We start from the raw sequence: 22,120 nt of genomic DNA, 5'->3' as shown, positions 1-22,120 counted from the left end.
GGATCAGTCCAGGGTGAAGTAGTCGGGACCGGCGTAGCGGCCCGTGGCCAGCTTCTGGCGCTGCATCAGCAGGTCGTTGAGGACGCTGGAGGCGCCGAGTCTGAACCAGTCGGGGTCGAGCCAGCCGTCGCCGACGGTCTCGTTGACGAGCACCAGCATCTTGATCGCGTCCTTGGTGGTCTTGATGCCGCCCGCGGGCTTCACCCCGACCTTGCGGCCCGTGATGCTCAGGAAGTCGCGGACCGCCTCAAGCATCACCAGCGTCACCGGCAGGGTCGCGGCGGGCTGGACCTTGCCCGTCGAGGTCTTGACGAAGTCGCCCCCCGCCAACATGGCCAGCCATGCCGCGCGCCGTACGTTGTCGTAGGTCGCCAGCTCGCCGGTCTCCAGGATCACCTTCAGGTGCGCCGTACCGCAGGCCGCCTTGACCGCGGCGATCTCCTCGAAGACCTTGAGGTAGTCGCCGGACAGGAAGGCCCCTCTGTCGATCACCATGTCGATCTCGTCGGCCCCGGCCCCGACCGCGAAGGCGGTCTCTGCGACCTTGACCTCCAGGGAGGAACGGCCGCTGGGGAAGGCGGTGGCGACGCTGGCGACCCGCACCCCGGAACCGGCGAGGGCCTCGACCGCGCGGGAGACCATGTCGGGGTAGACGCACACCGCGGCCACCTTCGGCACCGAGGGGTCACCGGGGTCGGGGCGGACCGCCTTGGCGCACAGCGCGCGCACCTTGCCCGGCGTGTCGGCCCCTTCGAGGGTGGTCAGGTCCACCATGCGGATGGCCAGGTCGATGGCCAGTGCCTTGGACGTGGTCTTGATTGATCGGGTGCCGAGCATCGCGGCTCGCTGGTCGGCGCCCACACGGTCGACACCGGGTAGGCCGTGGAGGAGGTTTCGCAGCGCCACGTTGGACGAGGCCACGTCGGCGAGCGAAGGAGTCATAGTCGACACCACTCCAGCATGCCGACTGGTGTGATTAGTTCCAAACTGGGCGCTGCCCAGTCCCAGCACCGGTTTTCGTCAACTTTCGCCGATTCCTCGGAGAAACCTCCCCGAGGAGGCGGACGGCGTCGGAGAAAGAACCGGTCAGCAGGTCACCTCACCGGCCTGCGGGGAGACGTTGACGGCGGTCCACGCCGCCTTGGTCGCGTTCACCTCCGCGCAGCCGAAGAGCGTCTTGGCCGCGTGGACGGTGGCGGCCCTGGCCTTGCCGTGCGTCCAGGGATAGGTCTTGAGCTGGAGCCCGGCGTAGAAGATCCGCCCGGCCTTGACGATGCCGAGGCCGGTCAGCGTCGAGGGGCCCCAGCAGACCGGGCTGGCGGGCTTGCCGGGCGGGTTGGTGCCCTCGGCCAGCAGGTAGAACCAGTGGTTCTGCGGCCCCGCCGCGCTGCTCGGATCGGTGATGGGCGCCGAGGTGTAGCAGTTGGGATGGCCCGCGAGGGACGGGTTGTACATGTAGCGGATGGGGCCGGCGCCGTACACGTTCACCTCCTCGCCGACCGTGTAGTCCGGCTCGTCCAGGGCGACCGGGTGGTTGACGTAGTGCTCGTTCATGGCGCCGAAGATGTCCCCGGTGGACTCGGCGAGCGCGGTCCCCTCCGGGGTCGCGGCCGGGCCTCCGCCGTTTCCCGTGGTGTTGAAGACGATCTGGCCGTACTCGTTGGTGACCATGTCGAGGGAGACGAGCTGTTTGGTGTTCGCCTGGTTGTGGCCGAAGTGGACCGAGCTGACGTTCCACTGGTTCTCGAGCTGGTTCAGCCCGACCCGGGCGGGATAACTGTTTCCCGCGCCGTCGATACCGTTTCGTCCCAGCCACTGGGCGAGCATGTCCGAGAATTTCTGCACCCCGAACATCACGTCGACGCAGGCGGTCTCCAGGTTGGTGCCCTGCCCGTTCCCCCAGGTGTCGACCGGCTTGGTGAAGACGACTCCCGCCGCGTTCGCGCACTTCAGGCCGGGGCGGGTGGGGTCGGTCAGGGAGTAAGTGGATCCTGACCTCGTGGTCTGGATGGTCACCGGGTTGCCGTTGAAGTGGCTGTTGCCGCTTCCCTGGAGGAACCGCGCCGGGGAGACGGCCTGCGCGCTTCCAGTCATAGCCATAGCCATAGCCACGGCCAACGTCGTTCTGGGATTCATCCTGATGCTCCTTGTCGGTCAGGAGCCACAGCCGGCCGGGCTGCTCCAAACATGACACCGAAAACAACCGGAAAGAACCCCTTAAATAGCCATATTTCCGCAGTATGGAAGTTTGTCGAGAAAGTGGATATCGGAAAGCCAGGAGGCCGTATTCGGTCCCGTACCCCCGCCCAGGAGGGCACCTAAGGCGGGCGGCCCCCCGCCTAGGTATCCCCCCGGCCGTCGGCGGCCCAGAGATAGGGCATCCGTCCGATGTGACGGCGGGGGCCTTAGGAGGAGTCTCGAAGGTGTAAGGAAGTCGCACCATCCGGGGCAGCGACCCCGGCCAGGAAGGAAGCCACCATGGTTCCCGAGTTTCACCACCAGTTGATCGAGCAGCGGACCGCCGAGCTTCGCCGGGAGGCGGTCGAGTACCGCCGCGCCCGTGAGGCCACCCGCCGGCAGGACGCACAGGACAAGAAGCAGTCCTCCGGCGAGCGCCGCAGGGGTCTGTTCCGCAAGCCCGCCTCCGCATGACCACGCCACGAGAGCCCGGCCGCCCCCACCCGCCCGGCCGGGCGCCTCGCCCCCCGTAGACCCCCTTCGCCGAGAGATAAATGGGAAGAGGAGTTCTAAAAGGCATGACATGCTGGAAGACATGGTGGGTCGGGCGGCAAGCCCCGTCTTCGTAGGACGGGAGATTGAACTCGCCGCCCTGTCTGAGTCGTTCGAGCAGGCCCGGAGTGCCGCGGCCGTGACGCTGTTGCTCGGGGGCGAGGCCGGGGTCGGCAAGTCACGGTTGATCGGGTGTTTCGCTGAGCACGCCGCCGACGGGGGCGCGCACGTGCTCATCGGCGGCTGCGTCGAGCTCTCCACGGAGGGCCTGGCGTACGCGCCGTTCACCGCGGCGATCCGTCAGCTCGTGCGTGAGACGAGCGCCGAGGAGGTCGCGGCGCTGCTGCCGGTCGGCGGCGCGCGTGACCTCGCCCGGCTGCTGCCCGAGTTCGGCGAGCCGAGCGGCGAGGTCGAGACCGACATCGCCAGGGGGCGGCTCTTCGAGCAGATCCTCACCCTTCTGGAACGGCTGGCAGAGCGCCGCCCGGTGATCCTGGTCATCGAGGACATCCACTGGGCCGACCGGTCGAGCCGTGACCTGCTCGCCTTCCTCAGCCGCAACCTGCGCACCGCGCCGGTCCTGATGATCCTGACCTACCGCTCCGACGACCTGCACCGTCAGCACCCGCTCCGTCCCGTGCTGGCCGAGCTCGGCCGGGTCGAGGGGGTCGTCAGGATGGAGCTGCCCAGGCTCACCCGTGACGAGGTCGCCGCCCAGATGGCGGGCATCCTCGGCACGACCCCCGACTTCCCCCGGGTCGGGAAGGTCTTCGAGCGCAGCGAGGGCATCCCGCTGTTCGTCGAGGCGCTGCTCGAATGCGACAGCGACTGCACCTATCCCGACTCCCTGCACGACCTGATCCTCGGCTCCGTCGAGCAGCTTCCCGACGAGACCCAGCGGCTGCTGCGCATCGCCGCCGCGGGTGGCATCCGGGTCGGCCACGACCTGCTGGCCGCCGTCAGCGGCCTGTCCGACGTCGATCTTGAGGACACCCTGCGGCCCGCCATCGCGGCCAACGTGCTCCAGGTCGCCGACGGCCGCGCCTACGCCTTCCGGCACGCCCTGATCCGCGAAGCCGTACACGACGAGCTCCTGCCCGGTGAGCATGTACGGCTGCACGCCCGCTTCGCCGAGGAGATCGGCAGGGACCGCACCCTGGTCCCCATGGGCCGGGCCGCCATCGAGATCGCCCACCACTGGTACTCCGCCCGTGACGACCTGTGGGCCCTCATCTCGGCCTGGGAGGCCGCGGACAAGGCGGCCAAGACCTTCGCCTACAACGAGAAGATGCAGCTGCTCGAACGGGTGCTCACGCTGTGGAACAAGGTCCCCGACGCCTCCTCGCGCATCGGCGTCGACCACACCACGGTCCTCGAACAGGCCTCCGAGGCCGCCCACGCCTGCGGGGAGCTCGACCGCGGCATGAAGTTCGTCAAGGCGGCGCTCGACGAGCTCGACGAGGAGGCCGAGCCGGGCCGGGTCGCCGAGCTGGTCGTACGGCTGGCCCAGTTCAAGATGTCCAAGCGCAAGCCGGGGGCGCTCGACAACCTCCGCTACGCCGCGCGCCTGGTCCCCGAACCGAGCCCGGAGCGCGCCGCGGTGCTGTCCAGGCTGGGGTCCTTCCTGATCTTCAGCGGTGAGCTGGCCGAAGGGACGGCGCTCACCGAGGAGGCGCTGCGCATCGCCCGCGAGCACGACGACGAGTGCCTGGAAGCCGACCTGCTGCTCAACCTCGCCCTCGGACCCTCCATCGAGGGGCGCCTTGAGGAGACGGTGGCCCTCAACGCGACAGCCCAGGCCATCGGCGAGCGCAAACGCTCGGGCCGCATCGTGCTGCGGGCACTCAGCAACACCGTGGACGCCCTCAACAACATGGGCCGCTCCACCGAGGCGGTCGAGCTTGCCCTCGAAGGCGAACGGCTGGCCAGGAAGTACGGCCGCTACCGCGTCTCGGGGACGTTCCTGGCCAACAACCGGGCCGAGGCCCTTGAGGCGCTCGGCCGTCTCGACGAGGCCGCCCAGCTCGCCGAGCAGGCGCTCACCATGGACCCGCCGCTGCGCACCCGTCACCACCTGCGCCGCATCAGGGCCGACGTGGCGATCACCCGGGGCGAGACCGAGGTGGTCAGGTCGGTGCTGAACGAGGTCGAGACGTTCACCGTCATGGAGGAGTTCACCCAGGAGCGCTCGGCCAACACCCGGCTCAGGATCGGCCTGCACCTGCTCGACGGTGAGCCGCTCGTCGCGCTCGACCTGGCCGAGCGGGTCGCCGAGGAGGCTCAGCTCACCAGCAAGCCCATGCTGGGCTGGCGGGTGCTCGCCATGCTGGCCACGGTCACCGAGACCGTCAGGCCGCTCGCGCCGGAGCGCACGACGGCGCTGCGCGCCCGCATCCAGGAGGTCGGGGCCACGATGGGCGTGCACAGCCCGGTCGCCGAGGCCTACCGGCTCAGCGTCAACGGCGACCACGACGCCGCCGCCATCGCCTGGGAGCGGCTCGAACGGCCCGTCCCCCGCACCAAGTCGCTGCTCCACGCGGGGCGAGCCGCGGCGGGCGCGGGTGATCGCGACGGCGCCGCCGTACGGCTGCGCACGGCCCATCCCATCGCCGTCGCGCTGACGGCCCAGCCGCTGACGCTGGAGATCGAGGCGCTGGCCCGCAGGATCGGGGTGTCCCTCACCGAGGAGGGCGCCAGGGGTGGCGAGGCTCCCACCCCGGTGACGCCGCTCACGCCCAGGGAGCAGGAGGTGCTCAAGCTCGTCGCCCGGGGCCTGTCCAACCGCGACATCGCGGCCGAACTGTTCATCTCGGCCAAGACGGTCAGCGTGCACGTCTCCAACATCCTGGGCAAGCTGGGCGTCTCCACCCGGGGTGAGGCCGCCGCCGCGGCCCATCGCCTCGCCCTCATCGGCTGACGTCCTGCATCATGTGAGGCGTACGCGGAGCGGGAAGAGGGGAAGCCCATGCGGAGCGAGAACGGCGTCGCCTTCGACGTGTCCGGCTCCCTCGGGGCTCCCACCGAGGCGGCCGGGGTGCGTGACGCTATCGCCGCCAACCTGCGCCGGGTCCGCCTGGCGCGCGGCCTCAGCGTCCGTGAGCTGGCCGAGCTGACCGGGGTGAGCAAGGCGCTGATCTCCCAGGTCGAGCGGGGGGTCGCCAACCCCACGGTCGAGGTGCTCTCGCGGCTGGCCACCGCCCTCGGGCTGACCTTCGGCGAGCTGACCCGCGTCAACCTGATGGGTCCCGAGGTCATCCGGCGCGTCGAGAACGTCCCCCTGCTGGTCGGCGACAGCGCGATCCGCACCCTGTTCGCCGCCCCCGACCGCCGCCGTTTCGAGCTGGCCGAGGGCGACATCCCGGCCGGGACCCGAAGCGCCAAGAGCTCACACGGCCGGGGGTCGGTCGAACACGCCTACGTGGTCTCGGGGGAGGTGACGGTCGAGACGGCGCAGTGGTCGGTGACGCTGACGGCGGGGGACGCGCTGCGTTTCGCCTCCGAGTCCGACCACGTCTACGTCACCGGCGCCGTCCCCTGCCGCGTCCTGACGCTGATCTCCTTCTCCGAGGACTGACGCCGCCCTACGGGGCGACGGCGGCCACCGCCTCGATCTCGATGAGGAGGTCCGGGCGGAACAGGCCCGCGACCTGGACGAGGGAGCTCGTCGGGGGCCGCTCAAGGTTGATGAACTCATCCCGTACGACCCGCACGGTCGCCAGCGCCGAGGTGTCCACCACGAAGATCGTCAGCTTGAACACGTCGTCCCAGCCCGCTCCCCCGGCTTCGAGGGCGGCCTCCACGTTCCGCATGACCTGGCGGGTCTGCGCCTCCCAGCCGTCCGCGACCGTCCCGTCCGCGGCGATCGGGACCTGCCCCGAGGTCCACACGATCCTGCTGCCGGGGGGAATGCTCGCCACATGGCTGTAGCCGTTGGTCGGCGGCAGGGTCGAGGGCGTTCCGAACTCGATGGATGTCATGATCCCGTTCCTAATGCTGTGTCATCTTTGACACCTGAGACTCTGCCAGGTCCTTCTGCCTGCGCCCCCGCCGGGCTGCCCATGCCGTACGGCGGGCACCGGGAAAACCGTGACCCTAAATCAGATAAATGGATTTCCTTCCACTTTTTAAAAGGCAACGGAATTCACATAGCATTTCCCCATGGAATTCTTCACCGCACCACCGCCCCGTGAGAGGAAACCGGAGAAGCGGGAAAGGAGACCGCCCTGGCTCGGCCCTCCCGAGGATTTCGTCGGCGCCGCCGCCCCTCTCGACCTGGCGCTTTTCCACTCCGAAACACTGGCCATCGTGCTCACCGACGCCCTCGTCTTCCCCGAGGGAGTGAGGTTCAACGTGCGGATGGCGGCCCGCAGGTCGGAGGAGATCGACGACGACACCTGGTGGGACCGCTACGAGCGGATGTTCAACGTCCACAGCCGTCACCGCTCCTCGTTGGACGAGACCATCCGATTCGGAATCCGCTTCTCCGACGGGTCGAAGGCGACGACCGTGGACGGCGCCCTGGACCACACCGGCGACTGGCCTCCCCCGCGCCCGGACGCCCCGGTCCTGCACTGCCGACGCTCGGGCAACAGCTCGGGGAGCGATGACTTCCTCTCCGCGCACTGGCCGCTGTGGCTGTGGCCGCTGCCGCCGCCCGAGACGTTCGAGCTCGCGGTCGAGTGGCCCCTGTTCGAGGTGCCGCTGACCTTCACCGAGATCGACGGTGCCCCGATCGCCGCCGCCGCGGAGCGGGCCCACCCCTACTGGCCCTGACCTGCCCGGGGCGCAAGCCGTACGGAAAGGGGATTTTTCTGGATAAATCAGTCTATATGGGCGTGGCGTGCTGATCAGGACACCGCACTTATGGGGTGCCATGTCACGTAAAAACGCCCGGACGGACCACGGGGTTGCGTACTTTGAACCGCATGGATTTCTTCACCCCCCCTCCACGACGCGGCCGGGACGTGGCCGCGGAGGAGAGAGATCAGCCGCCGTGGACAGGCCCCCCGAAGGATCTGCTCGGCGGCACCGTGGCCGTTGAGAAGACGCTGTTCCAGAACGACGCGCTCGCGATCGTGCTCGCCAGCGCCGTCGCGTTCCCCGAGAACGTGAAGTTCCACGTCCGGCTCGCCGCACGACGGCTCCTCGACGAGGACGAGGACACCTGGTGGGAACGGCGTGGCCTGATGTTCGAGGGCCGCCGCCACCGGACCCGTCCCAGCCGTCTCCTCAAGGACGAGGTCCTGCGCTTCGGCGTTCGCCTGCCCGACGGCACCAAGGCGACGACCGTGGAGGGCAGGACGCACTCCGACGAGTGGCCACCGCCGCGCCCCGAGGGACCGGTCCTGCGCCTGGGCAGCGGGGGCGGCGGAGGTGACGGCGGCAGCGACCGCATGGCCACCGGCCACTGGAACCTGTGGCTGTGGCCGCTGCCGCCCCCCGAGCCGTTCGAGTTCGTGGTCCAGTGGCCCGCGTTCGACGTACCGTTGACTTTCACCAAGATCGACGGCGAGGCCCTCGCCACCGCCGCCGAACGCGCCCGCCCCTACTGGTCCTGACCCTCCGTCACCCGGCCCCGGCCGCCTCCGGCGCCCCCGTGACCCCGATCCCACCAGAACCGCCGCCGGTCCCACGGACCGGCGGCCCCAACACGACTCAGGAAAACGTCACCGTCCCCCACTACGGTGTGCGCGTGATCACGAATGACGATCTCGCGTACGTCATGTTCTTCAGGGACGCCGACGGCCCCGTGGACAGGTTCGCGACCAGGATCGGCGGCGCCCCCGACTGGGTCGGGGAACCGCAGTGGCCGCTCTGCGCCAGGTGGGACAACCCGATGGGGTTCGTCGGACAGTTCCGGCTGCCGGACGAGGAGCTTCGGATGGCCTACCTGTTCATGTGCGGCGACTGCGAGGAGACGTGGGAGCCCGAGGCGGGCAAGAACGCACTGATCGTCCAGCCGGGCCGGGTCCCGTCATTCCTCACGACGATCGTCCCCTCGTGGGAGTCGTCGTCCCGGGGTGGAGTGCTGGTCGATCTGGAGCCCGAATGCCCCGGAGACCTGGAGCACGCCGAGTCCAGGATGTACGGCGAACCAGACTGGATACAGGACGAGGAGTACCCTCCTGGCGGTCCCTGGTCGTTCCTCTTCCAGCTCGCCTCAAGCAACCACGTGACCTTCGGCGACGCCGGGGTGGGCTACGGGTTCATCAGCGGGGACGGTCTTGAAGGCCGTTTTCTGTGGCAGTGCACCTGAACCACGGTCAGCCTCGGCGGCGGGAGGTTTTTCTGAGGCGTCGTAGGAGGCGGACCCAGGGTGACCAGCGGTTAGGGTGGGTCACCCGGTTGGTCGCGGCGCGTTCGATGTTGTCGAAGAGATCGTGTACCAGGGCCTCGTGCAGCCAGCGGATCACCAGCGGCCACAGGACCCGCATCCGGCCCCGGGCGGTGCCGAGGATCGTGTGGGTGAGACGGCAGCGGTCCGGCCCCTCCGCGACGACGAGGAACTCGTGGTGCCCGTCGAGTCCCAGCGCCGGATCGAAGACGAAGCGGAGACGGCGCCCTGGCTCACGCTCGGAGACGCTGTAGCGGATCGGGCCGTGACCGCCCTTCGACCCCGGGGTCAGTCCCGCGTCGAGAACCAGCGGCGGCCAGGCCGGGGCGGGCCAGAGATGGCCGTCGGAGGTGGCCACCCGCTCCAGGAGTGCGCCGATCTCGTCCGCCGACGCGTCGATCGACCGTTGCTGAACGTTTCGCATGCGATTTCCCCATCGGCCCGCGTTTGGTGGAACCGTACCGCGACGAGGGACAGGGTCCTGACTCAGGAGAGCCAGTTCGGGGAGCCGGTGGGGACGCTCGACAGGAGAGTCCGGGTGTAGGGGTGGGACGGTGCGTCGAGGACCCGGTCGGCGGGGCCCGTCTCCACGCACCGGCCCGCCTCAAGCACGTACAGCCGGTCGGCGACCTGACGGACGACCGCCAGGTCGTGGGTGATGAACAGCATCGCCATGGACAGCCGTTCCCGCAGGTCGGACAGGAGGGCGAGGATCTGCGCCTGCACCGAGACGTCGAGCGCGGAGACCGGCTCGTCGCAGATCAGCAGCCGGGGCTCCCCCGCCACGGCGCGGGCGATCGCGACCCGCTGACGTTCGCCGCCGGACAGCCCCGCGGGCCGCACCCCGGCCATGTCACGGCTCAGCCCGACCGATCCGAGCAGCCGGGCGACGTCTCCGGGGGAGGCCGGGCGGCCGTCGGCGCGCAGGGCCTCGGCCAGGGTCGCCCCGATCGTGCGGGCCGGGTTGAGCGTCGAGTACGGGTCCTGGAAGATCATCTGCGCCGTGCGTCTGGCCTGGCGCACCGCCGTACGGCCCAGCCTGCCGTAGTCGGAGCAGTCCATCCCGTCCAGCGTGACCGTGCCCGCGTCGGGGCGTTCAAGCCCGGCGACGCAGCGGGCGAGCGTGGTCTTGCCCGATCCCGACTCCCCGACCACGCCGACCACCTCGCCGGGCGCGACGGTGAGGCTCACCCCGTCGAGGGCGGGACGGACGGCCCCGGCGAAGGATCTGCGCAGGTCACGAAGGTCGAGCAGCGGGGCGGCCGTGACCGGTGGCCCCGGCGCGACCCCCGGCGCGGGCGCGGGCCTGGCGGGCAGCTCGGCGGCGCGGAGGCATGCCGACAGGCGGCCTGGCCGTACGGCGAGCGGCTCTGGCCGTGTGGCGAGGCAGTCGGGCACGGCCAGGGAGCAGCGCGCGGCGAAGGCGCACCGCTCTGCGACCGCGTCATGGGCGGGCACCGAGCCGGGGACGGCGGGGATGACGGCCAGGCGCCGGTCGGCGGGCGGTTCCGCCGCCAGCAGGGCCCGCGTGTAGGGGTGAAGCTGCTCGTCCCGTACGGCTCCCGCCCCACCGGTCTCCATGATCCGCCCGGCGTACATGACCATGACCCGGTCGCAGGTGGAGAAGGCCAGCCGCAGGTCGTGGGTGATGAGCACGAACGCCATGCCCCGGTCCCGCTGGACGCGCCTGACCAGGGCGAGCACCTCGCGCTGGGTTGTCGCGTCGAGCGCGGTCGTCGGCTCGTCGGCGACCAGCACACGCGGCCCGCCCGCGAGCGCGGCGGCCAGCCCGACGCGCTGCCGCATGCCGCCAGAGAGCTGGAACGGGTACCGTCCGGCCACGTCGGCGGGCAGCCCGACCTCGGCCAGCAGCCGGGGCACCTCGGTCCTGGCGTCGGCTCCCTTCGGCAGCCCGTCGGCGATCTGCCTTCCCACCCGGCGCAGCGGGTTGAGCAGCGTGAACGGGTCCTGCATGAGGAGGGAGACCACGCCGCCGCGCTGCCGGGCCCGGGCGCGGGGATCGTCATCGACCCGCACCCCGTCGATGACCACCCGTCCGGTGGCGTCGAGCCCCCGGGGCAGCAGGCCGAGCGTCGCCCTGACCGTGAGCGACTTGCCCGAGCCCGACTCACCGACGATCGCGAGGGACTCCCCCGGCGCGACGTCGAAGGAGACCTCGGACAGCAGGGTCCTGCCGGTCTCCGGCTGCCGCACGGTCAGTCCCTCGACCGTGATCCCGCCCTCGTGTGCCATCTCAGCGTGCCCTTCCCCGCGCATCGACGCGTTCGTAGAGCCAGTCGCCCACGATGTTGAGCGCGGCGGCGACGGCGATGATCGCCAGACCGGGGGCGATCACCGTCCAGGGATTGGCCAGGAACTGGGTGCGGTTGTCGGAAAGTGTCCGCCCCCAGTCGGGTGATCCGGCCGCGACGCCGAGGCCGAGGAACGACAGCGAGGCCAGCGAGACCAGGGCGTAGGCGAAGTTGAGGAACACGTTCGCCAGCGCGACGGGCGCGATGTTCGGCCACACGTGCCGCGTCATGATCCGCCAGGCGGACAGGTTCTTCATCCGCGCGGCCTCGACGTAGGGACGGTGCCGCTGTTCGAGTACGGCTCCGCGCACGACCCGCGTGTCGGTCGGCGCGAACAGTACGACCAGCACCACGATGGCCAGGCCGTACCCGCCGCCGAGCACGCCCGCCACGACGATGGCGACCAGCAGGGCGGGCAGCGAGAACACCAGGTCGGCCCAGCGCATGACCAGCGCGTCCACCCAGCCGCCGAGGTATCCGGCGGGCAGCCCGGCCAGGTTGCCGACGACCATCGAGCCCACCGCGACGCACAGCGCCCCCGGCACCGCCGTACGGGCCCCGGCGACCAGCAGGCTCAGCACGTCGCGGCCCAGGTCGTCGGTGCCGAGCGGATGCCCGGGGCCGGGGCCGCTGATGCCCAGTATCAGGTCCTGCGCGGTCGCGCCGGGCACGATCCAGGGGGCGAACGCGGCGGCGACGGCCGCCAGGACCAGCACCAGGAGCGCGACCGCCACGCTCACCGGCGCCCGCAGCCACCCGGGCCTCATGAGGTTCTCCCGCCGAGTCTGACCCGGGGGTCGGCCAGGGAGTAGCCGACGTCCACCAGGAGGTTGACGGCGGCGATGAGCAGGGTGAGCAGCAGCGCGAGCGCCTGGACGACGGGCACGTCCTTGAAGGTGACCGAGTCGACCAGCAGCGAGCCGAGACCGGGCAGCGCGAAGGTCACCTCGACGAGCACGGTCCCGGCCAGCATGCCGGTCACGACCAGCCCGGCGGCGGTGAGGATCGGCACGAGCGAGTTGCGCAGCGCGTAGGCCAGCGCCCCGGCGCCGCCCAGGCCGCGTGCCCTGGCGAAGACCACGTAGTCCTGGTCGAGTTCGCGGATCAGCGCGGCCCTGCTGAAGCGGACCAGCATGCCGATGGCACCCACGGCCAGCGCGGCGGCGGGCAGCGTCAGGTGCCAGATGCGGTCCACCAAGCCCTCACCGGTGCCGTACACGGGGAACCAGCCGAGCCAGGCGGCGAAGACCACGAGCAACAGCAGCCCAACGGCGAACGGCGGGGCGCTCAGCCCGACCACTCCGGCGGTGACCACGAACCTGTCGGTCGCCCTGCCACGCCGTACGGCTCCCGCGATCCCGAGGGGAACGCCGACGAGCACCGCGAGCAGCGTGCCGTACCCCGTGAGCGCGAGGGTGAGCGGCAGCCGTTCACCGATCATGTCCGCGACCGGGGAACCCGTCCTGATCGAGACGCCGAGATCGCCGCGCAGGACGCCGCCGAGCCAGGTGAGGTACTGCACCGGCAACGGCTCGTCGAGGTGGTAGCGGGCCTGGATGGCGGCGACGGTCTCGGGGGTGGCGGGCCGGGTGCCGAGCAGGGTCTGCTGAACCGAGCCGGGGGCGAGGTAGAGCAGGCAGAACACGCCGACGGAGACCAACACGACAACAACGGCGGTCCCCAGCAGCCTCCGCCCCAGAAACCCACCCCACCCGCTTCCCCGGGCACCCCCACCCGAGCCGCCTCCCTGGGGGTCCTCACCCGGGCCGTCATCCTGAGCGCGTTCGCCCGAGGCGTCTCCCTGAAAGACCCCGCCCGGGCCGCCTCCCAGGACGTCCCCGGGTGAGCCGTCTCCCTGGACGCGGTCGTGTGCTTCCTGGGATTCCCCGTCCGGTGGGGAGGTGTCCCGGTTCCGCCCGGCCATCACAGCACCCCGTTCTCCGTCAGCCAGGCGAGCACGCGTCCGGCCGCGTCGTGACGGTGTCCCGGCTCGGTCAGCTCGTGGCCCTCCCGAGGGTAGACGACGAGCTGGGTCCGTACTCCGGCCGCTGACCAGGCACGATAGAGCTGGTCCGCCTGCCCGGCGGGGGTGGTTCTGTCCTCCGCGCCGTGCAGGATCAGCGTCGGGGTGGTCACGGCGGCGGCGTGGCAGACCGGGGAGCGGGCCGCGAGGAACTCCCTGCCCTCGGGGGTGGTCACGTCGGCGCCCCGGTGGTACAGCGGGTCGTAGCCGCCCGCGAGGTTGCTCGCGGTGGCGAAGCTGAGCCAGTCGGCGACGCCGGACATCACCACCGCCGCCCTGAACCTCCTGGTTCGCGTCACCGCCCACGCGCTGAGATAGCCGCCGTAGCTCAGCCCGAGCACCGCCATCCGACCGGGGTCGGCGATCCCGGCCGCCACGAGGTGGTCGGTCCCGGCGAGCACGTCCCCGAGGTCCTCCTCGCCGACGTGCCCGACGACCCCCCGCGCGTAGTCCTGTCCGCGACCACTGCTCCCTCGCGGATTGGGCAGCAGTACGGCGGCGCCCGCGTGCGCCAGCGGCAGCGCGAGCTGGTTGGACTCGGCGGGCGCGAAGGCGCTCGACCACAGCCAGGTCGGCCCGCCGTGCGCGACCACCACCAGCGGCCTCGGCCCCCGCGCCTCCCCCGAGGTCAGCAGCAGCCCCTGTACGGCGAGCCCGCCCGGCCCGGTCCAGGTCACCTCCTCCTGCCGTACGGCCAGCCGCGCGAGATCCCCGTTGAGGGCCGTGACCTGCCGCCAGTCCCCCTCGGTGAGCGTGGCGAGCGCGATCTCCGGGGGCTGCCCGGCCGTCTCCCAGACGGCGGCGGCGAGCGTGCCGGTACGGTCCGGCGACAGCGAGGGCTGCCCGTCACGGCCACCGAGGGTGCCCCAGGCCGTCCAGCGGCTCAGCACCCGGCCCTCGGCGGTCATGGTGCCGCCGTGCGTGCCGGTTCCCGACCAGCCGGTGAACCACAGGGTGTGCTCGTCCAGCCAGCCCAGGTCGGTGACGTCGTCAACGGCGGTCAGCCAGGTCACCGCACCGCTCTCCAGGTCGAGGTGGACGACCCGGCCGGAGACGATGGACAGTCCCTCGACCACGACGGCGGTACGGCCTCCGGGGGCCAGCCGGGGACGGCTGAGCTGCCAGGAGGTGGTCATCAGGGTCCTGCTCTCCCCGGTGGCCGGGTCGAGCAGGTCAAGTCTGGGCCGGTAGTACCCGGCGGGGGTCTCGTCCACCGAGGTCACGGCCAGGGCGAGACCGTCACGCCAGTCGGCCTCCCAGACCGTCAGACCGGGAGTGGGGACGGTCCTCGGGGCCGGGTCCCCGATCCTGGCCAGGGCGAGCCGCCGCAGCCGCCCACCCGGGGTCCTGACGAAGGGATCGGCGGCGTCAGCCACCCGGAGCCCCAGATGGCTGCCGTCGCGCTCGCTGCCGGGGTCCGCCAGCCGTACGAGAACGGTGTCGTCGGCGTCGGCGACCAGGTCCTCGATCTCCCCGGCCACCCTGACCCGCCAGACAGGAGCGAGACCGTCCCCCGCCCGGACCTCGACGTGGTCGAGGAGGTCCCCGTCGCCGGAGGCGAGCAACAGCCGCCCGTCGGGCAGCCAGCGCGTCAGCGCGTGCCAACGCCCCGGGACCTCGGGGACGGGTACGGCGTCTCCGCGCGCGAGATCGAGCACGTGGGCGAGGGGTCCGGCGCCGGAGGAAGGCAGGACGCAGGCGGCACGGGTGCCGTCCGGGTGCAGGGCCACGGCCTCGGGCACCCGCAGAGCCGCCAGGGCCGCGTGCGCCCGCAACCCCGCGGCGGCCGACCCAGAACCCGTCGAGACCGAAGAACCACCTGGCAAGACCGGGGAACCACCCGAGGAAACGCCGGGGGAAGCGTCAGGGGAGGTCATGAGCGGGGGGTGAGTTTGGTGGCCCAGGGGGCGACGAAGAAGTAGGGGCCGAACTCCGTGGTGCCCACCTTCGGGCCGAACGCCGTGGCCGCCTCCCCCCACCACAGTGGCTGATAAGGCACATCGGCGGCCGCCCTGACCAGCGCGTCCCCCAGCAGTTTGCCCCTGGCCGCGTCGTCGGTGCTCTTCTTGGCGTCGTCGAGCAGCCCGGTCACCTCGGCGTTGGCGTACTCGGCGATGTTGGAGCCGTTCTCCCCGGCGTAGGCGCCGTTGAGCAGTTGCTGGACGTACTCGGAGGGGTCGCCGGTCGTGGCGAAGTACCACCCGAGATAGACGCCGGAGTCATGCTTGCCCAGTTCGGCGATCCACTGTTCGAGGGGGATCTCCTTGACCTCAAGGGTGATGCCGATGGTCCTGAGGTTCTCGGCGAGGGTGAGGGCGGCCCTGCCGAGCTGGGGACCGCTGCTCGGGTAGGTCAGCACGTCGGAGAAGCCGTTCGGCACCGAGGAGAAGGACAGCTCCTCCTTGGCCTTGGCGAGGTCGAAGCCGTACTGCGGAATGCGCCCGTAGAGGTCCTTGACCTGTGCCTCGTCGAGCACACCACCCCACTGGGCCGGGTCGGGAACGGTCAGCGCGACCTGGCCGTGGCCGCGCAGCACGCTGCGGACGATGCCCTCCCGGTCCACGGCGTGGGCGACGGCCTTACGGACGTGGAGGTCGTTCCAGGGCTTCTTGGCGGTGTTGAAGGCCAGGGTGACCAGGGACCGGTCGCTGGCCGTACGGACCTCGACGCCGGTGATCGCCTTCCACTGGTCGATCTGCTCGGCGGGGACGTTCAGCGCGACGTCAACCGAGCCGCCGCGCATGGCGAGCAGCCGGGTCGACTCCTCGGGGACGAAGTCCAGCCTGATCTGCCGGTAGGGCGCCTTGCCGCCCCACCAGGTGTCGTTGCGCTCAAGCGTCACGTGCGAGTCGGGCGCGAACTCGGTCACCCTGTACGGTCCCGTGCCGAGGATCTTCCCGGCCGGGGTGCCGATGTTCTCGCCGGTCGTCTCGACGAACTTCCTGCTGGTGATCTGCAGGGTGCCCGGGGAGGGCGTCCAGGCGAAGGAGGCGTCCGGCTCCTTCAGGGTGATCGTGACCGTGGAGCCGTCGGCCTTGATCGTGTCCACGTTGGCGTAGGCGTAGGCGTACGCCGAGGTGGAGCCCTTCTTCGCGTGCAGGTCGAGGCTGGCCACGACGTCGTCGGCGGTCAGCGGCGTGCCATCGGCGAAGGTCACCCCGGAGCGGACCTTGTAGACGTAGGTCTTCGGGTCCTTCCGCTCCCACGACTCGGCGAGGGCCGGGGTGAGACTGCCGTCCTGGCCGACGCCGACGAGCGCCTCCTGGCAGAGCAGCGCGACGACGTAGTTCATGATGCCCGCCTCCTTGCTCGCGTCGAGCGAGCCGATCGAGGAGGGCAGCGCGACCCTGAGCACCTCGGCCTTCCCGGAAGCGGGAGCCGGAGAAGCGGAAGTGCCGCAGGCGGCGAGACCGGGGACCGCGGCCAGTCCGCCCACGACGGCGAGGGACCTCAGGAGGGAGCGCCGGGTGAGGGCGACGTCGGGGAGACCGGCCACGGGGGACCTACTTTCGTGCGACCAGTCAGCCTGTCTAGCTGCTGCGTCTACCATTACTATCCACTTGGCTCAGGAGAGTATTCGCCCGATGGCATCCCGGTCAAACCCACCTTCCGAATGGGGAATACATGGACTCCCTCACCGTCTACGGCGCCCCCTGGTGTGGCCACTGCCACCGCCTGAAGGCCGACCTCACCCGCGCGGGCATCCCCTTCACCGAGGTGGACATCGACGACACCCCGGGGGCGATCGAGCGCGTCACCGAGATCGGCGGTGGCTCCTGGCTCATCCCGACCGTGGTCATGCCCGACGGCACCGGCCTGGTCAACCCGAGCCTCAGGGAGATCCGCGAGCGGCTGGGCTCAGGCGAATAGCGGCTCGACCAGCAGCAGGATTCCGAAGACGGCGAACGCGGCGGCGGCGCCGTACCTGATCACCTTCTCCGGCAGGTGCTTGCCGAGCATGCGGCCCACCACGATGGCCAGCGCGTCCGCGGCGACCATGCCGACCGTCGAGCCGAGCCAGGTGCCGAACCAGCCGTACTGCGTGGCCAGCGTGATGGTCGCCAGCATGGTCTTGTCGCCGAGCTCGGCGAGGAAGAACGCGACGGTCACCGCCACGATCGCCGACCTGGTCGTACGGCTGGCCTTCTGCTGTTCCTCGTCGGTCAACTCGTCCCCGCGCAGCGTCCACACGGCGAATCCCAGGAACGCCAGGCCCGCGATGACCGTGATCGCCGTGGTGGGGATGAGATCACCGGCCAGCCTGCCCAGGCCGACGCTGACGAGGTGGACGACCGCGGTGGCCACGGTGATCCCGGCCAGGACCGGCCACGGCTTGAACCTGGTCGCGAAGGTCATCGCCATGAGCTGGCTCTTGTCGCCGAGTTCGGCGACGAAGATCACGACGAGACTGATCCAGAAAGCGTCCAACGAGCTGCCCTTCCGCGCGCGCGGCCGGGCCGGAAGGGGGGCACCCGGGGAGTTTCGGGCACGACTTCGGCCCGGCGGCATCGAATGTGTGCCTGCCAGGCCGAAGGTCTCGTCCGCCTCGATGACCATGAGGCCCGCGTGACCGGGCGCCGGGGCGCCAGTGTGTCGATCACGCGATTGGGACTACTCCCCTTCGGGTGTTACCGCTCAACCATAACAGGCCCTCACAAAGCGGTGCCTACCATCACGGGCTCATTGACAAGGGTGACGCCGAACTTCTCCCACACGCCGTCCCGCACCTCGCGGGCCAGGTCGAGCAGCTCCTCGGTGGTCGCCGTCAGCTCGGGGTTGGTCATGGCCAGGGTGTGCTTGGTCGAGATGCGCGCCGGGCCACGCCGGTAGCCCTTGGGGAAGCCCGCGTTCTCGATCAGCCAGGCCGCGGGGACCTTCACGGAGCCGTCAGGCGTGTCCCAGCGGGGGAAACCGGGCACCCGCAGGTCGAGCTGGGCCGCCTGCTCGGCGCTGAGGACCGGGTTGGTGAAGAACGAGCCCGCGCTGTGGGTGTCCGGGTCGTCGGGGTCGAGCACCATGCCCTTGCCCGCGCGCAGGGCGAGCACGCCCTCACGGGCCTGGCCGAGCGGCACCCGCTCCCCCAGCTCGACGCCCAGTCTGCCCGCCAGCTCCTTGTAGGCGACCGGCCCCGACAGGTCGTCGGCGGCCAGCTCGTAGGTCACCGCGAGCACCACGTGCCTGCCCGGCTCCCCCTTGAACGCGCTGTCGCGGTAGGCGAAGCCGCACTCCGCCGCGTCCAGGTCCCTGACCTCGCCCGTCCTGCGGTCGTGGACCCGCACCCCGGTGATCGTCTGCGACACGTCCTGCCCGTAGGCGCCGACGTTCTGGATCGGCGTGGAGCCGACGAGACCGGGGATGCCCGACAGGCACTCGACGCCTGACCACCCCTCGGCGACGGCCAGCGCGACCAGGGCGTCCCAGTCCTCACCCGCCTGCGCGGTGACCCGGACCCGCCCGTCGTGCGCCTCGGTCCGCACACCCTTCGAGGCGACCCGCACCACCAGGCCGTCGAACCCCTCGTCGGCCACCACCAGGTTGCTGCCGCCGCCGAGCACGAGCACGGGCTCGCCCGCCGCGTCCGCCGCCGCGACCAGCTCGACGATCTCCTCCGCCGACCCGGCCTCGGCGAACGCCCTCGCGGGCCCGCCGAGCCCCAACGTCGTGTACGGCGCCAGCCGTACCCCTGCGACCCGCTCAGTCATGCGCTTCCCCACACCGGTGCGACAATCCGGCGACCAGCCTACGGGGAGCCCGGCTATGTGGAGCGGAGCAGGCCGAGCACCCGGTCGTAGGTCCTGCTCGACTCCCTGTCGCGATAGGCCGGATCGACGTCGTGATAGCCGCGGTGCCGTTCCTGGTGGACGGGCAGGTCCCGGTCGAGCGCGACGATCGTGCCGGGCAGCGACAGGGAGAACTCCAGGTCGGCGTTGCGGTAGTAGCGCGCGTCGCGGGAGAAGCCGCCCGCGCCGAGGGCGGTGTCGCGCCGTACGGCGAACAGGTGGCCGAGCACCCCCTTGACCTCCCCCGGCCCGGCCTCGTGCCAGTCGTGGCCGTCCTCCCCCGGGTTGACGCCCTTCCAGCCCGCCGCGGCCACGTCGTCATCGAGCGCCCTGACCAGCGGGGTGATCGCGTCACCGTCCAGGATCGTGGAGGTCTCCATCACCACGTGCACGTCGGACCCGTCAAGCTCCAACAGTTTCGTACGGCTCTCGCCCCACCCCGCGGAGCCGCCCCGCCAGTGCGCGATCTCGGCCACGTGCCAGGCCTCGACCCGGTGGGGATACTCCTTGACCAGTTCCTCAAGGACCTCACCGGCCCCGTCCACGTTGCCCAGGTCAAGGGCGACGATCCTGGCCTCGGTGCGGGCGACCACGGCCCTGACGCATTCGAGCAGGTCCTCGGGCCAGCCGTCCACCACGAGCGCGACGGTCACGGTCGGCGGCACGACCGGCTCCTCCGGCTCGACCGGCGTCACCTCCTCGTCGAGCCGGGAGACGGCCAGGCTCGCGTCCCACAGCAACTGGGATTCGAGCATCCGCTCGGGATCCCCCAGGTCCTTGCCCGCCCTGCCGGTGAGTTCGGCGCCCTCGGGCTCCTGGGCGGGGGCGGCCTGGGTCTCGGCGACCCGCTCCGCCTCCAGGTTGTCGAGGTGCTCGGGACGGGCGCCGGGCGCCGCGGCCTCGTCGATCCGCCCGGCCTCCCGGGAGTCCTCCCCGAGCGGTACGGTGCCGGTCGCGCGCCCCTCCGTCCTTGGCGCCTCGGAGACCGGAACGGAGCTGACCGTCGGCCACACGTCGAAATGTGGCCGGGGAACGAGGTCGAACCCCTCGTCCAGCGCACGGACGAGCCAGCCCTCGGCCTCGATCTCCTCGCGCAGCGTCCGCTCCCCGGCGTGGTCGCCGCCTGTCCTTGCCCTGGTCCACCGCTCGGCGAGAGCGGTCACGTGAGGTGGTACTTCGCTCATTCCCGGACGCTACCCACGGATGGGGAGGCGATACATGTGGAGGACACTCTCCACTTAGGTATCATGATCGGATGAGCACACCCGCCAGGCCCGCGCTGCGCGCCGACGCCGAACGCAACCGTGAGCGTGTCACGGCCGCCGCCCGGCTGATGTTCGCCGAGCACGGCCTTGGCGTGCCGCTCGAAGACGTCGCCCGCCAGGCCGGGGTCGGCGTCGCCACCCTCTACCGCCGCTTCCCCACCCGCGAGGACCTCGTCGCCGCGGCCTACGAGGACGGGATGACCGCCTACGCCGACGCCGTCGCCGCCGCCCTGGACGACCCCGACTCCTGGCGCGGCTTCTGCGACCTCCTTGAGCGCCTGTGCGCCATGCAGGCCGCGGACCGTGGCCTGGCCGAGGCGCTGACCACGGCCTTTCCCGGCGCCCGCGCCCTGGAGGCCCAGCGTGACCGCGCCTACCACGGCCTGGTCGAGCTCGTCAGCCGCGCCAAGGTCGCGGGCAGGCTGCGCAGGGACTTCGTCCCCGAGGACGTCACCGTGCTGCTCGCGGCGGCCGCGGGCGTCGCCTCGGCCCCACCGGCCTGGAGGCGGCTGCTCGCCTATCTCCTCCAGGCCTTCGCCGTACCGGGAACCACGCCCGAGACGGCGCCGCTGCCCGAACCGCCCGCCCGTGGAGCGCTCCTGCGCGGCATGACGCGCTGAGCCTCCGGGCCCAGGCCGTACGGCGCGTCAGATCAGTTGGACGACCGCGCGGGCCTTGGAGAGCACCCGGGAGTCGTTGGAGCGGGCGGTCAGCGCGACCACCACGCGCCTGTCCTCAAGCTTCTGCTCGACGATGCCGCTCACCGTGATGACCGCCCCCTCCTCGTCGTCGGGGACGACCACCATGGAGGAGAAACGGACGCCGTAGTCCACGACGGCACCGGGGTCGCCCGCCCAGTCCGTGACGAACCGGCCACCCTGGGCCATCGTGAACATGCCGTGCGCGATGACGTCGGGCAGGCCGACGGTCTTGGCGAAGCGCTCGTTCCAGTGGATGGGGTTGAAGTCGCCGGAGGCCCCGGCGTACATCACCAGGTTGACGCGGCGGACCGGATAGTCGACCGCGGGGATCTCCTGGCCCGTCTCGACGTCGTCGTACTTGACCGTCGCGGCCATCAGCCCGCCCCTCCACGCTCGACGATGGTGTTGTAGGTCGTGCAGACCGGCTCGCCCTCGACCGTGGAGACGTCGCTCCTGACGGTGATGAGCTCGTTGCGGCCCACGCTGCGGATGTCGGTCACCGTCGAGACGGTGACCAGCTCGTCACCGGCGTGGATCGGCCGCTGGTACTCGAAGCGCTGCTCGCCGTGGACGACCATGGCGAAGTTGAGGCCCAGGTCGGGGTCGGCCAGGATCGAGCCGCCCACCAGGCTGAACACGATGGGGAAGGTCGGGGGCGCGATCACGTCGGGGTGCCCGACGGCCCGCGCGGCCTCGGCGTCCCGGTAGACCGGGTTGTCGTCCCCGATCGCCGCCGCGAACTCCTTGATCTTCACACGGCTGACCTCGTAGGGCGGAGAGGGCGTGGACGCCCGCCCGACGAAATCGCGGTTCAGAGCCATCGTGCTCCTTTACGGATATCGAGCTGGTTGGGGCCGCCGGTACGGCCACCAGGAAACCGTAGCCCTCCGTGGCCTCGGCACGGCTGTCGAGCGTGGTCAACGGCCGGGCAGGAAAGCTGTGCGAACGCGACAAACCGGCGCCCTCTCATGGAAG

At 71.0% G+C, this 22,120-nt stretch carries 22 protein-coding genes; 8 read left to right on the top strand and 14 right to left on the bottom strand.

Annotated elements, in window-relative coordinates; genetic code table 11:
* Nucleotides 1-3 precede the first annotated feature (3 nt).
* Nucleotides 4-942 (bottom strand): deoxyribose-phosphate aldolase, encoded by a 939-nt coding sequence (gene deoC / locus FHS44_RS02255; RefSeq protein ID WP_184712171.1) that lies wholly within the window; start codon nucleotides 940-942, stop codon nucleotides 4-6.
* 144 nt (nucleotides 943-1,086) lie between these two features.
* On the bottom strand, nucleotides 1,087-2,094 hold the full coding sequence (locus FHS44_RS02250; RefSeq protein ID WP_246435052.1) for a M4 family metallopeptidase: 1,008 nt from the start codon (nucleotides 2,092-2,094) through the stop codon (nucleotides 1,087-1,089).
* A 384-nt stretch (nucleotides 2,095-2,478) separates the two neighbouring features.
* Here FHS44_RS02250 and FHS44_RS02245 point away from each other — a divergent pair, with 384 nt between their 5' ends.
* The 3 genes from FHS44_RS02245 (at nucleotide 2,479) to relB (ending at nucleotide 6,304) form a co-directional block, all read left to right on the top strand.
* Nucleotides 2,479-2,652: a hypothetical protein gene (locus FHS44_RS02245; protein WP_184712169.1), complete on the top strand. Its 174-nt coding sequence runs from the start codon at nucleotides 2,479-2,481 to the stop codon at nucleotides 2,650-2,652.
* A gap of 109 nt (nucleotides 2,653-2,761) precedes the next feature.
* On the top strand, nucleotides 2,762-5,647 hold the full coding sequence (locus FHS44_RS41595) for a helix-turn-helix transcriptional regulator (protein ID WP_184712168.1): 2,886 nt from the start codon (nucleotides 2,762-2,764) through the stop codon (nucleotides 5,645-5,647).
* A 48-nt stretch (nucleotides 5,648-5,695) separates the two neighbouring features.
* Complete coding sequence (gene relB / locus FHS44_RS02235; RefSeq protein ID WP_184712167.1) at nucleotides 5,696-6,304, top strand: type II toxin-antitoxin system RelB family anti-toxin; 609 nt, start codon at nucleotides 5,696-5,698, stop codon at nucleotides 6,302-6,304.
* Between the two features lie 7 nt (nucleotides 6,305-6,311).
* On the opposite strand, the gene FHS44_RS02230 is transcribed toward relB, so the two are convergent.
* Nucleotides 6,312-6,707, bottom strand: a complete 396-nt coding sequence (locus FHS44_RS02230; RefSeq protein ID WP_184712166.1) for a RidA family protein — start codon at nucleotides 6,705-6,707, stop codon at nucleotides 6,312-6,314.
* Nucleotides 6,708-6,888: 181 nt separating this feature from the next.
* Between FHS44_RS02230 and FHS44_RS02225 the strand changes: the two genes are divergently transcribed.
* From FHS44_RS02225 to FHS44_RS02215, 3 genes are all read left to right on the top strand, one after another.
* Complete coding sequence (locus FHS44_RS02225) at nucleotides 6,889-7,503, top strand: hypothetical protein (protein ID WP_184712165.1); 615 nt, start codon at nucleotides 6,889-6,891, stop codon at nucleotides 7,501-7,503.
* Nucleotides 7,504-7,655: 152 nt separating this feature from the next.
* On the top strand, nucleotides 7,656-8,288 hold the full coding sequence (locus FHS44_RS02220; protein ID WP_184712164.1) for a hypothetical protein: 633 nt from the start codon (nucleotides 7,656-7,658) through the stop codon (nucleotides 8,286-8,288).
* 134 nt (nucleotides 8,289-8,422) lie between these two features.
* Nucleotides 8,423-8,986 (top strand): YwqG family protein, encoded by a 564-nt coding sequence (locus FHS44_RS02215; protein WP_184712163.1) that lies wholly within the window; start codon nucleotides 8,423-8,425, stop codon nucleotides 8,984-8,986.
* Nucleotides 8,987-8,993: 7 nt separating this feature from the next.
* Here FHS44_RS02215 and FHS44_RS02210 read toward each other — a convergent pair whose 3' ends face one another.
* From FHS44_RS02210 to FHS44_RS02185, 6 genes are all read right to left on the bottom strand, one after another.
* A complete protein-coding gene (locus tag FHS44_RS02210; RefSeq protein ID WP_184712162.1) occupies nucleotides 8,994-9,488 on the bottom strand; it encodes an SRPBCC family protein in 495 nt (164 codons plus the stop codon).
* Between the two features lie 62 nt (nucleotides 9,489-9,550).
* Nucleotides 9,551-11,317 carry an ABC transporter ATP-binding protein gene (locus FHS44_RS40585; RefSeq protein ID WP_184712161.1) on the bottom strand — a complete coding sequence of 589 codons (1,767 nt, stop codon included), beginning with the start codon at nucleotides 11,315-11,317 and terminating at the stop codon, nucleotides 9,551-9,553.
* Nucleotide 11,318: 1 nt separating this feature from the next.
* Entirely contained in the window at nucleotides 11,319-12,143 is an 825-nt protein-coding gene (locus FHS44_RS02200; RefSeq protein WP_184712160.1) for an ABC transporter permease, read from the bottom strand.
* Nucleotides 12,140-13,075 carry an ABC transporter permease gene (locus tag FHS44_RS02195; RefSeq protein WP_184713393.1) on the bottom strand — a complete coding sequence of 312 codons (936 nt, stop codon included), beginning with the start codon at nucleotides 13,073-13,075 and terminating at the stop codon, nucleotides 12,140-12,142. Before FHS44_RS02195 ends, FHS44_RS02200 begins: the two co-directional genes overlap by 4 nt.
* Nucleotides 13,076-13,299: 224 nt before the next feature.
* Nucleotides 13,300-15,225, bottom strand: a complete 1,926-nt coding sequence (locus tag FHS44_RS02190; protein WP_184712159.1) for an alpha/beta hydrolase family protein — start codon at nucleotides 15,223-15,225, stop codon at nucleotides 13,300-13,302.
* 47 nt (nucleotides 15,226-15,272) lie between these two features.
* On the bottom strand, nucleotides 15,273-16,895 hold the full coding sequence (locus FHS44_RS02185) for an ABC transporter substrate-binding protein (RefSeq protein ID WP_184712158.1): 1,623 nt from the start codon (nucleotides 16,893-16,895) through the stop codon (nucleotides 15,273-15,275).
* A 128-nt stretch (nucleotides 16,896-17,023) separates the two neighbouring features.
* Between FHS44_RS02185 and FHS44_RS02180 the strand changes: the two genes are divergently transcribed.
* Nucleotides 17,024-17,269, top strand: a complete 246-nt coding sequence (locus FHS44_RS02180; protein ID WP_184712157.1) for a glutaredoxin domain-containing protein — start codon at nucleotides 17,024-17,026, stop codon at nucleotides 17,267-17,269.
* Here the strand turns inward: FHS44_RS02180 and FHS44_RS02175 are convergent.
* The 3 genes from FHS44_RS02175 to FHS44_RS02165 form a co-directional block, all read right to left on the bottom strand.
* On the bottom strand, nucleotides 17,258-17,827 hold the full coding sequence (locus tag FHS44_RS02175; protein WP_184712156.1) for a TMEM165/GDT1 family protein: 570 nt from the start codon (nucleotides 17,825-17,827) through the stop codon (nucleotides 17,258-17,260). The genes FHS44_RS02180 and FHS44_RS02175 overlap by 12 nt on opposite strands.
* Before the next feature lie 224 nt (nucleotides 17,828-18,051).
* A complete protein-coding gene (locus FHS44_RS02170; protein ID WP_184712155.1) occupies nucleotides 18,052-19,101 on the bottom strand; it encodes a UDP-N-acetylmuramate dehydrogenase in 1,050 nt (349 codons plus the stop codon).
* A 53-nt stretch (nucleotides 19,102-19,154) separates the two neighbouring features.
* Nucleotides 19,155-20,363 carry a glycosyltransferase family 2 protein gene (locus FHS44_RS02165; protein WP_184712154.1) on the bottom strand — a complete coding sequence of 403 codons (1,209 nt, stop codon included), beginning with the start codon at nucleotides 20,361-20,363 and terminating at the stop codon, nucleotides 19,155-19,157.
* Nucleotides 20,364-20,434: 71 nt separating this feature from the next.
* Between FHS44_RS02165 and FHS44_RS02160 the strand changes: the two genes are divergently transcribed.
* Nucleotides 20,435-21,064 (top strand): TetR/AcrR family transcriptional regulator, encoded by a 630-nt coding sequence (locus FHS44_RS02160; protein WP_184712153.1) that lies wholly within the window; start codon nucleotides 20,435-20,437, stop codon nucleotides 21,062-21,064.
* 27 nt (nucleotides 21,065-21,091) lie between these two features.
* Here the strand turns inward: FHS44_RS02160 and FHS44_RS02155 are convergent, their stop codons facing one another.
* Nucleotides 21,092-21,520, bottom strand: a complete 429-nt coding sequence (locus FHS44_RS02155) for a MaoC family dehydratase (protein ID WP_184712152.1) — start codon at nucleotides 21,518-21,520, stop codon at nucleotides 21,092-21,094.
* Nucleotides 21,520-21,966, bottom strand: a complete 447-nt coding sequence (locus FHS44_RS02150; RefSeq protein WP_184712151.1) for a MaoC family dehydratase N-terminal domain-containing protein — start codon at nucleotides 21,964-21,966, stop codon at nucleotides 21,520-21,522. The genes FHS44_RS02155 and FHS44_RS02150 overlap by 1 nt, the downstream gene beginning before the upstream one ends.
* Between the last annotated feature and the right edge of the window lie 154 nt (nucleotides 21,967-22,120).

The sequence above is a fragment of the Streptosporangium saharense genome (assembly GCF_014203715.1).
Lineage (GTDB): Bacteria > Actinomycetota > Actinomycetes > Streptosporangiales > Streptosporangiaceae > Streptosporangium > Streptosporangium saharense.
The sequence above is the reverse complement of the archived record's forward strand: the minus strand, read 5'-3'. Positions and strand labels throughout refer to the sequence as shown.